12 protein-coding genes are annotated in these 13366 nt (G+C 59.4%); 8 read left to right on the top strand and 4 right to left on the bottom strand.

The window, feature by feature from the left end:
* Positions 1-71 precede the first annotated feature (71 nt).
* Genes HU754_RS06445 through HU754_RS06455 form a run of 3 tightly spaced genes read right to left on the bottom strand, consistent with a single transcriptional unit; the run spans position 72 to position 2458 of the window.
* On the bottom strand, positions 72-473 hold the full coding sequence (locus HU754_RS06445) for a DNA polymerase III subunit chi (RefSeq protein ID WP_186625600.1): 402 nt from the start codon (positions 471-473) through the stop codon (positions 72-74).
* 8 nt (positions 474-481) lie between these two features.
* On the bottom strand, positions 482-910 hold the full coding sequence (locus HU754_RS06450) for a DNA polymerase III subunit chi (protein ID WP_186625602.1): 429 nt from the start codon (positions 908-910) through the stop codon (positions 482-484).
* Positions 911-967: 57 nt separating this feature from the next.
* Complete coding sequence (locus tag HU754_RS06455; RefSeq protein ID WP_186625604.1) at positions 968-2458, bottom strand: leucyl aminopeptidase; 1491 nt, start codon at positions 2456-2458, stop codon at positions 968-970.
* Positions 2459-2933: 475 nt separating this feature from the next.
* On the opposite strand from HU754_RS06455, the gene lptF reads away from it, so the two are divergent.
* From lptF to pdxJ, 8 genes are all read left to right on the top strand, one after another.
* Positions 2934-4055, top strand: a complete 1122-nt coding sequence (gene lptF / locus HU754_RS06460; RefSeq protein WP_186625606.1) for an LPS export ABC transporter permease LptF — start codon at positions 2934-2936, stop codon at positions 4053-4055.
* Entirely contained in the window at positions 4048-5109 is a 1062-nt protein-coding gene (gene lptG, locus HU754_RS06465) for an LPS export ABC transporter permease LptG (protein WP_093436914.1), read from the top strand. The genes lptF and lptG overlap by 8 nt, the downstream gene beginning before the upstream one ends.
* A 173-nt stretch (positions 5110-5282) precedes the next feature.
* Positions 5283-7082 carry a translation elongation factor 4 gene (lepA, locus tag HU754_RS06470; RefSeq protein ID WP_008083639.1) on the top strand — a complete coding sequence of 600 codons (1800 nt, stop codon included), beginning with the start codon at positions 5283-5285 and terminating at the stop codon, positions 7080-7082.
* 5 nt (positions 7083-7087) lie between these two features.
* Positions 7088-7942 carry a signal peptidase I gene (lepB, locus tag HU754_RS06475; protein ID WP_007909027.1) on the top strand — a complete coding sequence of 285 codons (855 nt, stop codon included), beginning with the start codon at positions 7088-7090 and terminating at the stop codon, positions 7940-7942.
* 169 nt (positions 7943-8111) lie between these two features.
* Entirely contained in the window at positions 8112-8801 is a 690-nt protein-coding gene (gene rnc / locus HU754_RS06480; protein ID WP_186625608.1) for a ribonuclease III, read from the top strand.
* Positions 8794-9696, top strand: a complete 903-nt coding sequence (gene era / locus HU754_RS06485; protein WP_186625610.1) for a GTPase Era — start codon at positions 8794-8796, stop codon at positions 9694-9696. Before rnc ends, era begins: the two co-directional genes overlap by 8 nt.
* A 166-nt stretch (positions 9697-9862) precedes the next feature.
* On the top strand, positions 9863-10552 hold the full coding sequence (gene recO, locus HU754_RS06490) for a DNA repair protein RecO (protein ID WP_093436899.1): 690 nt from the start codon (positions 9863-9865) through the stop codon (positions 10550-10552).
* Positions 10553-10759: 207 nt separating this feature from the next.
* On the top strand, positions 10760-11503 hold the full coding sequence (pdxJ, locus tag HU754_RS06495) for a pyridoxine 5'-phosphate synthase (RefSeq protein WP_093436895.1): 744 nt from the start codon (positions 10760-10762) through the stop codon (positions 11501-11503).
* A 123-nt stretch (positions 11504-11626) separates the two neighbouring features.
* Here pdxJ and mltF read toward each other — a convergent pair whose 3' ends face one another.
* Positions 11627-13087, bottom strand: a complete 1461-nt coding sequence (gene mltF, locus HU754_RS06500) for a membrane-bound lytic murein transglycosylase MltF (RefSeq protein ID WP_093436891.1) — start codon at positions 13085-13087, stop codon at positions 11627-11629.
* Between the last annotated feature and the right edge of the window lie 279 nt (positions 13088-13366).

Here is a 13366-nt window from a genome sequence, read left to right on the forward strand (position 1 = left end):
GCGCTGCGGTTTTTCAGGAAAACCGAGGTGCTGCTATCGCCAGCAGGCTGGCTCCCACAGGGGGTGGGGGGTTATTCGTATTGGCTGAGCAGCCGTTCCATGCGTGCATCGAGCCGGCGTTTGATTTCGGTTTCGATGTGCGGTGCGAAGTCGTCGATCACGTCTTGCATGATCAATTGCGCGGCGGCGCGCAGTTCGCTGTCCAAGTGGAGCAGGGGGTCCGGGCCTTTATTCGCGGGGGGCGCAGGTTGCGCGGCCGGCGCCGGAGTTGGAGCGGGTTGCGGTTCGACTGCGACTGCGGCCGGTTCGGCGCCGACAGAGTCAAACAGCATCGGAATCTGTTCCTGCTCGCCATCGTCGACCGTGTCGGTCAACAGCGGTGGTTGCAGGTTGTCATCGCCGAGCAACTGGCGGATCGATTCAAGATCATCCAACAGGTGCGCGGACTTTTGTTGCGGTTTCGGAGTGTCCATTGGAATGCTCAGAGTCGCTGTAAACGGTGGTCTTGCAGAGGATAGCCCTGTTCGCGGTAGAAACGGAAACTCTCCCGCGCGGCCGCCCGAATTGTCGGATCTTCCACCACCACTTCCGCCACACGGGCGAATTTGCTGGCGAAGGCCGGGACTTTCAGGTCGAGGTTGACCAGCAAATCCTGGTGCTGACCGCAGTCATCACCCAATCCCAACACAATCAAACCGTCCGGTTCGCTGTCAGTCGGGCCATGCGGCACGAAGGTTTCGCCCTTGAATGCCCACAAGCGCGCATCGAGATCGTCGCGCTGAGCGGCATCGCTGCAATGCAGGTAGATGCGGTGGCCCATGCGCCAGGCTTTCTCGGTGAGCTTGCAGGCAAAGTCCAGGCGCGCCGAAGGGTCAGCGCTGGGCAGGATATAGAAGTCGACTTTGGTCATTGCGGTTCCAGAGCAGCAAGCGGCGTCACCGGAATGTGACGCCGCTTGTCAGCGGGTTCAGGCTTTGGCGCGATCCAGCAGATACTGGGTCAACAGAGGCACCGGACGACCGGTTGCGCCTTTGTCCTTGCCGCCGCTGGTCCATGCGGTGCCGGCGATGTCCAGGTGCGCCCAGTTGAGGTTCTTGGTGAAACGCGACAGGAAGCACGCAGCAGTGATGGTGCCGGCTTTCGGCCCGCCAATGTTGGCGATGTCGGCGAACGGGCTGTCCAGTTGCTCCTGGTATTCGTCGAACAGCGGCAATTGCCAGGCGCGGTCGTCGGCAGTCTGGCCAGCGCTCAACAGTTGGCCGATCAGTTCGTCGTTGTTGCCCAGCAGGCCCGAGGTGTGTGCGCCCAGTGCCACGACGCAAGCGCCGGTCAGGGTGGCGATGTCGATCACGGCTTGTGGCTTGAAGCGCTCGGAGTAGGTCAGCGCATCGCACAGCACCAGACGGCCTTCGGCGTCGGTGTTGAGGATTTCCACGGTCTGGCCGCTCATGGTGGTGACGATGTCGCCCGGACGGGTCGCGTTGCCGCTCGGCATGTTTTCCGCGCAAGCGAGGATGCACACCAGGTTGATTGGCAGTTTCAGTTCAAGCACGGCACGCAGGGTACCGAACACGGAGGCTGCGCCGCCCATGTCGTACTTCATTTCGTCCATGCCGGCACCCGGTTTCAGGCTGATGCCGCCGGTGTCGAAGGTGATGCCTTTACCGACCAGTGCGTACGGCTTCTCGGATTTCTTGCCGCCGTTGTATTGCATGACGATCAGGCGCGGCGGTTGCTCGCTGCCCTGACCCACGGCGTAGAACGAGCCCATGCCCAGGGCTTTGATCTTCTTCTCGTCGAGGACTTCGACTTTCAGATCCTTGAACTCTTTGCCCAGATTCTTCGCTTGTTCACCAAGGAAGGTCGGGTGGCAGATGTTCGGCGGCAGGTTGCCCAGGTCGCGGGTGAATGCCATGCCGTTGGCGATCGCGGTAGCGTGATTCACCGCGCGCTGCACTTCGGCCTGAGCAGCCTTGATGGTCAGCAGGGTGATTTTCTTCAGGGCGCGCGGTTCGGCTTTCTGGCTCTTGAACTGGTCGAAGGTGTATTCGCCATCCACCAGGGTTTCTGCCAGCAGACGGGTTTTGCCGTAGCTGTCGCGGTTTTTGACAATGATTTCATCCAGTGCCAACACGGCGTCGCTGCCGCCCAGACCTTTCAGGGTGTTAAGGATGCCGGCAACGATTTTACGGAATGGACGGTCGCCCAGTTCCTCATCCTTGCCCACGCCGACCAGCAACACGCGCTCGGCTTTCAGGTTCGGCAGGCTGTGCAGCAGCAGGCTTTGACCGACTTTACCAGCCAGATCGCCACGCTTGAGGACGGCGCTGATCGCGCCACCGCTCAGTTCGTCGACCTGTTTGGCGGCGACACCGAGTTTGCGGCCTTCGCCGACGGCAACCACCAGGGTGGCGGTTTTCAACGTTTCTGGGCTAACGCTTTTTACAACCAGTTCCATGTCCGGATCCCTGAATGAATGGTCAACACGCAGGCGTTCGACGGTGTCCGCAGTCGCCTGCTTATAGAGAGAAGAGGCGCAGGCCAAAGCCTGCGACAAGGGCCGCAGTTTGAACCCCGCTCCCCGCGCCTGACAACCCTAGGGGGCGTTCTCAATTAGTTTTCACACCGCGTTGTCGCCTTAAAGCCAGCCAGGCAAGGCGCAGGCCGCTGGGAATGGTTGTTCCCTTTCCAAGGCCTGCAACGCAGACTGGCCGGCTTTAAGGCACAACCCGGCGCGGTGTGAAAACTAATTGAGAAAGCCCCCTAGGTTGTACGATCTGCAAAGGATTACAGACATGGATGAGTGTGCGCAGTGACAGGCGCCCTCAATCACAGGATAATGCCGCATCTTTTTTCGACGGCTCTGCGTTGCGGGCCGGTCGATGTGTTTGCTTGTTTGGCCGCCTTAGCCTGACAACCCTGGAGTGTCTGGTTTGATCGTCTTCCGTTATCTGTCCCGCGAAGTCCTGTTGACCCTCAGCGCCGTGAGTGCTGTGCTGCTGGTTATCATCATGAGTGGTCGCTTCATCAAATATCTGGCTCAGGCCGCTGCCGGCCAGCTCGATCCGGGCTCGTTGTTCCTGATCATGGGCTATCGCCTGCCGGGTTTCATGCAGCTGATTCTGCCGCTGGGCCTGTTCCTCGGGATCCTGCTGGCCTACGGTCGCCTGTATCTGGAAAGCGAGATGACCGTGCTCTCGGCCACTGGCATGAGTCAGCAGAAGCTGTTTCGCATGACGCTGTTCCCGGCGACGCTGGTGGCACTGGTGGTGGCATGGCTGAGCCTGGGCCTGGCCCCGCAAGGCGCCAATCAATTCCAGTTGCTGCTGAACAAGCAAGACGCCCTGACCGAATTCGACACCCTCGAGCCGGGTCGCTTTCAGGCCCTGCGTGATGGCACTCGGGTCACCTATACCGAGACCCTGAGCGACGATCGCGTCAATCTGGGCAGCGTATTCATTTCGCAGAAGAACCTCGGTGCCGATCAAAAGGATCGCGGGATTTCCGTGCTGGTGGCCGAAAGCGGTCGCCAGGAAGTGCGCCCCGACGGCAACCGCTATCTGATCCTCGATAACGGCTACCGCTACGACGGCAGCCCGGGTCAGGCCGATTACCGCGCCATTCACTACGAAACCTACGGTGTACTGCTGCCCAAGCCGGACGTCAGCGAAGAAGTCACCGATCGCGACGCCATGCCGACCTCGTCTCTGCTGGGCAGCGATGACATCCGCTCCAAAACCGAACTGCAATGGCGTGTGTCCCTGCCGCTGCTGGTGTTTATCGTGACCCTGATGGCGGTGCCGCTGTCGCGAGTCAATCCGCGCCAAGGGCGTTTCCTCAAGCTGCTGCCGGCGATTCTTCTTTATATGGCTTACCTGACCATTCTGATTGCCGCCCGCGGCGCCCTTGAAAAAGGCAAGATCCCGCCAGCCCTGGGCCTGTGGTGGGTGCATGCGATCTTCCTGTTCATCGGTCTCGGTTTGCTCTATTGGGAGCCGCTGCGTCTGAAGATGGCCAGCCGTCGCGCTGCAGCGCTGGAGGTGACCCGTGGTTAAACTCGACCGCTACATCGGCAGCAGCGTGTTCATGGCGATCATCGCCGTGCTGGCAATCATTCTCGGTCTGGCGACCTTGTTTGCCTTCATCGATGAGATGGGCGACGTCAGCGATACCTACACCCTCGTCGATGTCCTCAGCTTCGTGTTGCTGACCGCGCCACGCCGTCTCTACGAAATGCTGCCGATGGCGGCGTTGATCGGTTGCCTGATCGGCCTTGGCAGTCTGGCCAGTAGCAGTGAACTGACCGTCATGCGCGCCGCTGGCGTGTCCATCGGCCGTATCGTGTGGGCTGTAATGAAGCCAATGCTGGTGCTGATGCTGGCCGGTGTGCTGATCGGCGAATACGTCGCGCCGGCGACCGAAAGCATGGCCCAGGCCAATCGCTCGCTGGCGCAAGGCAGCGGCGACGCGCAAAGCGCCAAGCACGGTATGTGGCACCGTCAGGGTGAAGAGTTCATCCACATCAACGCCGTGCAACCCAACGGCCTGCTGTATGGCGTGACCCGTTATCACTTCGACAAAGAGCGTCACCTGCTGAGTTCGAGTTTCGCCAAGAAGGCCGAGTTCGACGGCAATAAGTGGCAACTCACCGACGTTGCCACCACGCTGTTCCATGAGCGCAGCACCGAAGTCGTCAATACCCCGAGCGAGCAATGGGACGTGGCGTTGAGCCCGCAATTGCTCAGCACCGTGGTCATGGCGCCGGAATCGCTGTCGATCAGTGGTTTGTGGGGCTACATCCACTATCTGTCCGAGCAGGGCCTGAGCAACGGCCGCTACTGGCTGGCATTTTGGGTCAAGGTGTTGCAGCCGCTGGTGACCGCAGCACTGGTGCTGATGGCGATCTCCTTCATTTTCGGTCCGCTGCGCTCGGTAACCCTCGGTCAGCGGGTGTTTACCGGCGTGCTGGTGGGCTTCACCTTCCGTATCGTCCAGGATTTGCTCGGCCCGTCGAGCCTGGTGTTCGGTTTCTCCCCGCTGTTTGCGGTGCTGGTGCCGGCCGGGGTCTGTGCGCTGGCGGGTGTCTGGCTGCTGCGAAGAGCCGGTTGATGACAGGCGATTGACCTGTGTTTTAAACCTCGAAAACGCCTCGGTCGACAGATCGGGGCGTTTTTGCATGCAATCCGGGTGACAGGCGAACGTGACGCTTGCGCCGTGTATCAGGTACAATTCCCGGCTATTTTTCGGCGGGCCATGCCTGCAGCCTTTTTGAGTGTTGATCCGTGAGTGATTTGAGTCATATCCGCAATTTCTCCATCATCGCCCACATTGACCATGGCAAGTCGACGCTGGCCGATCGCTTCATCCAGATGTGCGGCGGCCTGGCCGAGCGTGAAATGGAAGCCCAGGTGCTGGACTCCATGGACCTGGAACGTGAACGCGGGATCACCATCAAGGCCCACAGCGTCACCCTGTATTACACCGCCAAAGACGGCATCAAGTACCAGCTGAACTTCATCGACACCCCGGGTCACGTCGACTTCACCTACGAAGTCAGCCGTTCCCTGGCAGCGTGTGAAGGTGCACTGTTGGTGGTCGATGCCGGTCAAGGCGTTGAAGCTCAGTCCGTAGCCAACTGCTACACCGCGATCGAGCAGGGCCTTGAAGTCATGCCGGTGCTGAACAAGATCGACCTGCCGCAGGCTGATCCTGATCGCGTAAAAGACGAAATCGAGAAAATCATCGGCATTGATGCCACCGACGCCGTCACCTGCAGCGCCAAAACCGGTCTGGGTGTCGACGAAGTGCTCGAGCGCCTGGTGCATACCATTCCTGCGCCGACCGGCAACATTGAAGATCCGCTGCAAGCGTTGATCATCGACTCGTGGTTCGACAACTACCTGGGCGTTGTTTCCCTGGTACGTGTACGTCATGGCCGCGTGAAGAAGGGCGACAAGATCCTCGTCAAGTCCACCGGCAAGATCCATCTGGTCGACAGCGTGGGCGTGTTCAACCCGAAACACACCGCCACCACTGATTTGAAAGCCGGCGAAGTGGGCTTCATCATCGCCAGCATCAAGGACATTCACGGTGCACCAGTCGGTGACACCCTGACCCTGGCCTCGACCCCGGACGTTGAAGTGCTGCCCGGCTTCAAGCGCATTCAACCACAGGTTTACGCCGGTCTGTTCCCGGTCAGTTCCGACGACTTCGAGGACTTCCGCGAAGCGCTGCAGAAGCTGACCCTCAACGATTCGTCGTTGCAGTACACCCCGGAAAGCTCCGACGCACTGGGCTTCGGCTTCCGTTGCGGCTTCCTTGGCATGTTGCACATGGAAATCATCCAGGAGCGCCTCGAGCGCGAGTACGACCTGGACCTGATCACCACTGCGCCAACGGTAATTTTCGAGCTGGTGCTGAAAACCGGTGAAACGATTTACGTCGACAACCCATCCAAGCTACCGGATGTGTCGTCGATCGAAGACATGCGCGAGCCGATCGTGCGGGCCAACATTCTGGTGCCGCAAGAACACTTGGGCAACGTCATCACCCTGTGCATCGAGAAGCGTGGCGTTCAAGTCGACATGCTGTTTCTCGGCAATCAGGTGCAGGTCACCTACGACCTGCCGATGAACGAAGTGGTGCTGGACTTCTTCGACCGTCTCAAATCCACCAGTCGCGGCTATGCTTCGCTGGATTACCATTTCGACCGTTACCAATCGGCTAATCTGGTGAAACTGGACGTGTTGATCAACGGCGACAAGGTCGATGCCCTCGCATTGATCGTGCACCGTGACAACTCGCACTACAAAGGTCGCCAGTTGACCGAGAAGATGAAAGAACTGATTCCTCGTCAGATGTTCGACGTAGCCATTCAGGCCGCCATCGGTGGTCAGATCGTTGCCCGGACAACCGTCAAGGCGCTCAGAAAGAACGTATTGGCCAAATGCTACGGTGGTGACGTCAGCCGTAAGAAGAAACTGCTCGAGAAGCAAAAGGCCGGTAAGAAACGCATGAAGCAGGTCGGCAACGTGGAAATTCCACAAGAAGCCTTCCTTGCCGTGCTCAGGTTGGATAGTTAGGTCCTATGTCACTAAATTTCCCGCTGTTGCTGGTCATCGCCGTGTTCGTCTGCGGCCTGTTGGCGTTGCTTGATCTGTTGATCCTGGCACCGCGTCGGCGTGCTGCCATTGCCTCTTATCAAGGCAGCGTCAGCCAGCCTGACGGGGTGGTCGTTGAAAAACTGAACAAAGAACCGCTGCTGGTTGAATACGGCAAGTCGTTCTTCCCGGTGTTGTTCATCGTGCTGGTGCTGCGTTCGTTCCTCGTGGAGCCGTTCCAGATCCCTTCGGGTTCGATGAAGCCAACCCTGGACGTCGGCGACTTCATTCTGGTGAACAAGTTTTCTTACGGGATCCGTCTGCCGGTGATCGACAAGAAAATCATCGAAGTCGGTGATCCGCAGCGCGGCGATGTGATGGTGTTCCGCTACCCGAGCGATCCGAACGTCAACTACATCAAACGTGTGGTCGGTCTGCCGGGTGACACGGTGCGTTACACCGCCGACAAGCGTCTGTTCGTGAATGGCGAGTCGATTGCCGAGCAGATGGTCGGCGCCGAGCCGGGCACACTGGGCAGCGCCGAACTGTACAAAGAGAAACTGGGCGCCGCCGAGCATCTGATCCGCAAGGAAATGAGCCGCTACCGCGCCACGCCGGATCGCTCGTGGACAGTGCCTGCCGGGCACTACTTCATGATGGGCGACAACCGCGACAATTCGAATGACAGTCGCTACTGGGATGATCCAAACATTCCCAAGGATCTGCTGGGCATGGTTCCCGACCAGAATATCGTCGGCAAGGCCTTCGCGGTCTGGATGAGCTGGCCGGAACCGAAACTCAGTCACCTGCCGAATTTCTCGCGGGTTGGCCTGATCAAGTAATCACACACGGCGCTGTTGACCACAGCGCCGAATGCATTTCTGGAGCCGGCACAATCGGCTTCGCAATCGCCAGGATTTAATTTTTGAACACAGCGTTAATTGTCCCAGGCCTGCGCCGCATCCCGGCGATGGCAGTGGAATCCAGCCACGAACTCAGCGTGGGTAAACCGTGAGCGTTTCTCTAAGCCGTCTCGAGCGCCAGCTCGGTTACACCTTCAAGGATCAGGAGCTGATGCTGCTGGCCCTGACGCACCGCAGTTTTGCCGGGCGCAACAACGAACGCCTGGAATTCCTCGGCGATGCCATCCTCAACTTCGTCGCTGGCGAGGCGCTGTTCGATCGTTTCCCGCTGGCCCGCGAAGGCCAGTTGTCGCGTTTGCGCGCACGCCTGGTAAAAGGTGAGACGCTGGCCGTACTGGCTCGCGGTTTCGACCTTGGCGATTACCTGCGACTGGGTTCCGGTGAGTTGAAAAGCGGCGGTTTCCGTCGCGAATCGATTCTGGCCGATGCCCTCGAAGCCTTGATCGGCGCGATCTACCTTGATGCCGGCATGGACATGGCGCGCGAGCGCGTGCTGGCCTGGCTGGCCGGCGAGTTCGAAGGCCTCACGCTGATCGATACCAACAAGGATCCGAAGACCCGCCTGCAGGAACACCTGCAATCGCGCGGTTGTGAACTGCCACGCTACGAAGTGGTGGATATCCAGGGCGAGCCGCACTGCCGAACCTTCTTCGTCGAGTGCGAAGTTGTCTTACTGAATGAAAAAAGCCGAGGTCAGGGTGTAAGCCGTCGTATTGCCGAACAGGTAGCGGCCGCCGCAGCACTGATTGCCCTGGGCGTGGAGAATGGCAATGACTGATACAAACGCAACTCGCTGTGGCTATGTTGCCATCGTCGGCCGTCCCAACGTCGGTAAGTCGACGCTGCTGAACCACATCCTTGGCCAGAAGCTCGCGATCACCTCGCGCAAGCCGCAGACCACTCGCCACAACATGCTCGGGATCAAAACCGAAGGTGACGTGCAGGCGATCTACGTCGATACCCCTGGTATGCACAAGGGTGGCGAAAAGGCCCTGAACCGTTACATGAACAAAACCGCTTCGGCAGCGTTGAAAGACGTCGACGTGGTGATCTTCGTCGTTGACCGCACCAAGTGGACCGATGAAGACCAGATGGTGCTGGAACGCGTGCAGTACGTCACCGGCCCATTGATCGTTGCGCTGAACAAGACCGACCGCATCGAAGACAAAGCCGAGCTGATGCCGCACCTGAGCTGGTTGCAGGAGCAGTTGCCGAACGCGCAGATAATCCCGATCTCCGCGCAGCACGGGCACAACCTCGACGCGCTGGAAAAGGTTATCGCTGATCATCTGCCGGAGAACGATCACTTCTTCCCGGAAGACCAGATCACCAACCGCAGCAGCCGGTTCCTTGCCGCCGAACTGGTACGCGAGAAAATCATGCGCCAGATGGGCGCCGAGCTGCCGTACCAGATCACCGTCGAAATCGAAGAGTTCAAGCAGCAGGGCAAGACCCTGCACATTCATGCTTTGATCCTCGTTGAGCGCGACGGCCAGAAGAAGATCATCATTGGCGACAAGGGCGAGCGTATCAAACGCATCGGCACCGAAGCGCGCAAGGACATGGAGCTGCTGTTCGACTCCAAGATCATGCTCAACCTGTGGGTCAAGGTGAAGGGCGGTTGGTCCGATGACGAGCGTGCGCTGCGTTCGCTGGGCTACGGCGACCTGTAATCACCGATCCAGAGAACACCGATACCCACTGTGGGAGCGAGCCTGCTCGCGAAGAGGATGTAACATTCAGCCTTGATGTTGACTGTCACTCCGCTTTCGCGAGCAGGCTCGCTCCCACAGTGGTTTTGGGTTGTGTGTAAAACTGCGTTTCTTCATCGAGAACTCAATGTCGCAAAACCCGCCTCCCGCCCAACCCGCCTACGTCCTGCATTCTCGCGCCTACCGCGAAACCAGTGCGTTGGTGGACTTCCTCACGCCGCAAGGTCGGCTGCGGGCGGTGTTGCGCAGTGCGCGGGGCAAGGCTGGGACATTGGCGCGGCCGTTCGTGGCGCTGGAAGTCGAGTTTCGTGGCAAGGGCGAGCTGAAGAACGTCGGGCGCATGGAGAGCTCTGGCACCTCGGCGTGGCTCAACGGTGAAGCGCTGTTCAGCGGTCTCTATCTCAATGAATTGCTGATTCGCCTGCTGCCTGCCGAAGACCCGCACCCGGGTGTCTTCGATCACTACGCCGCGACCTTGCTGGCATTGGCCGAAGGTCGTCCACTGGAGCCGTTGCTGCGCTCCTTCGAATGGCGGCTGCTGGACGATCTCGGTTACGGCTTTTCGTTGAATACCGACGTCCATGGCGAACCTGTTGCGCCGGATGGTCTCTATCGTCTGCAAGTGGATGCCGGTCTTGAGCGGGTCTTTCTGCTGCAACCCGGCCTGTTCAACGGCGTCGAATTACTGGCCATGGCCGAAGCCGACTGGACCGCCCCCGGCGCGCTCTCCGCCGCCAAGCGCTTGATGCGTCAGGCACTGGCTGTTCACCTGGGCGGTCGCCCTCTCGTCAGTCGCGAGCTGTTTCGCAAGCCCTAAGGGTCTGTTTACGTCTGGACGCGGCGCAACGGGCGCTGGCTGCGCGCAGGGCCGCGTTGCTCGGAACTCATTTGGCGCAACCAAACTTCGTTCCTCGCGCCTTGCCCTGCACTCAGCCAGCATCCCGTTGCCGCCGCGCCCAGACGTAAACAGACCCTTCACCGTGTATGCTGTGCGCCGAATCTTTTTCTTCAGGAGCGCGCATCCGTGACCACCAGCAATCGCATTCTTCTTGGCGTGAACATCGACCACGTCGCCACCCTGCGTCAGGCTCGTGGCACGCGCTACCCGGATCCGGTCAAGGCGGCATTGGACGCGGAAGAGGCGGGGGCCGATGGCATCACCGTGCACCTGCGTGAAGACCGTCGGCACATTCAGGAGCGCGATGTTCTGTTGCTCAAGGATGTGTTGCAAACCCGCATGAACTTCGAAATGGGCGTCACCGAAGAAATGATGGCGTTTGCCGAACGCATTCGTCCGGCGCACATCTGCCTTGTCCCGGAAACCCGTCAGGAGCTGACCACCGAAGGCGGCCTGGATGTGGCAGGACAGGAGGAGCGCATCAAGGCAGCGGTTGAGCGCCTGTCGAAGATCGGCAGCGAAGTGTCGCTGTTCATCGATGCCGACGAGCGCCAGATCGCAGCGTCGAAGCGTGTCGGTGCGCCGGCCATCGAACTGCACACCGGCCGTTACGCCGATGCCGAAACCCCGACCGAAGTGGCAGAAGAGCTCAAGCGTGTCGCCGATGGCGTGGCGTTTGGTCTGGCCCAAGGCCTGATCGTTAACGCGGGTCACGGCTTGCACTACCACAACGTTGAAGCCGTAGCGGCGATCAAAGGCATCAACGAACTGAACATCGGCCATGCGTTGGTGGCGCATGCGTTGTTCGTCGGCTTCAAGTCTGCGGTAGCGGAAATGAAGGCGCTGATCCTGGCTGCTGCCAAGCCTTAAGCTTCAACTCAAAACCCTTGTAGGAGTGAGCCTGCTCGCGATATCGGTGTGTCACACAAAATTAATTGACTGACCCACCGCTATCGCGAGCAGGCTCGCTCCCACATTTGGTTCCAGGGTCTGTTAGAGCGGGGCGGGTTCTTGTGCGGGTTTTGACTTGTCGATACCGGGCACATGCAGATTGCCCTCAGCCACTTGATCACCCTCAAGTTGCGGCTGCGTCACCCAGGTCAGAATGTCGTAGTAGCGACGAATGTTCGCCACAAAGTGCACCGGCTCGCCGCCTCGGGCGTAGCCATAACGCGTCTTGCTGTACCACTGTTTCTGCGACAGGCGCGGCAGGATTTTCTTCACGTCCAGCCATTTGTCCGGGTTCAGCCCTTCCTTGGCCGTCAGCTTGCGCGCGTCATCCAGGTGGCCACTGCCGACGTTGTAGGCCGCGAGGGCGAACCAGGTGCGGTCCGGCTCCTTGATCGAATCGTCGAGCTGATCCTTCATATAAGCCAGGTACTTGGCGCCGCCCATGATGCTCTGCTTCGGATCGAGGCGGTTGGACACGCCCATTGCCTGTGCCGTGTTCTGGGTCAGCATCATCAGCCCGCGCACGCCGGTCTTCGAGGTAACCGTCGGCTGCCACAGCGATTCCTGATAACCAATGGCCGCCAGCAGACGCCAGTCGACTTTCTCTTTCTTCGCGTAATTCTTGAAGTGCTGTTCGTATTTCGGCAGGCGCTGCTGCAAGTGCTGGGCGAAGGTCGTGGCGCCCATATAGCCGAGAACATCGACGTGGCCGTAATAGCGATCCTTCAAGCGTTGCAGGGTGCCGTTCTTCTGCACTTTGTCCAGGTACGCGTTGATTTCGTTGAGCAGGCTGTTGTCTTCGCCGGGGCCGACCGCCCAGCTCTGACTGCGCGCATCACCGAGGTCGAAGGCCACACGAATGTTGGTGAAGTACACCTGATTCATCGCCACTTCGTTGGAATCGACCAGGGTCAGGTCGATCTGGCCTTCATCGACCATGCGCAGCAGATCGACCACTTCAACCGCGTCTGACTCTTCGTATTCGATGCCGGGGAATTTCTTTTTCAGCTCCGCCAGTTGCTCGGCGTGGGTGCTCCCCTTGAGCACCATGATCTTCTTGCCGACCAGATCGCCGGGATCGGTCGGCCGCGACTGGCCGTTGCGATAGATGATCTGCGGGGTGACTTCAAGGTAGGAGTGCGAAAAGCGCACCTGCTGCTTGCGCTGTTCGCTGCTGACCAGACCGGCGGCGGCCAGCACCGGGCCGTTCGGCTTGCCGATCTGATCGAACAAGTCATCGAGGTTGTCGGCGGTCTCGATCTTCAGCTCTACGCCCAAATCGTCGGCGAAACGCTTCACCAGCTCGTATTCGAAGCCGGTTTCACCGCTGCGATCCTGAAAGTAGGTGGCGGGGCTGTTACGGGTAATCACCCGCAGCACACCATCCTCCTTTACGCGCTCGAGTGTGTTGGGTTTATCAACACAGCCACCGAGCATCAGGAAGAGTCCGGTTGCGATCAGCCATTTGGCGTACCGCGGACGCAAAGCCGTTGGGAAAAACATCTGCGCAGTATACGCAAACGGCCGCGGGCGCCATATCTCGACAGTGCAGGGCGAGTCTGCTAGCGATCACAAAACTGCACGAAACCCCGCAGGAACGGGGCTTGACGGCATTTTGTTACAGTAAAAATAAGCGGCATCTGAATAGCTGATTTACCTGACTCTGAAGTCGGAAACACAGATTGATACCCGAGTGCAACCGCGCGTAGCGTTTCGGGTGATGTTGAGGGCGGTTTAGGCTAGAATGCACGGCCTCAAAGCACACCCCTTCCCGAGGCTGTC

Origin of the sequence: Pseudomonas zeae (genome assembly GCF_014268485.2) — a bacterium.
GTDB classification, from domain to species: Bacteria; Pseudomonadota; Gammaproteobacteria; order Pseudomonadales; family Pseudomonadaceae; genus Aquipseudomonas; species Aquipseudomonas neuropathica.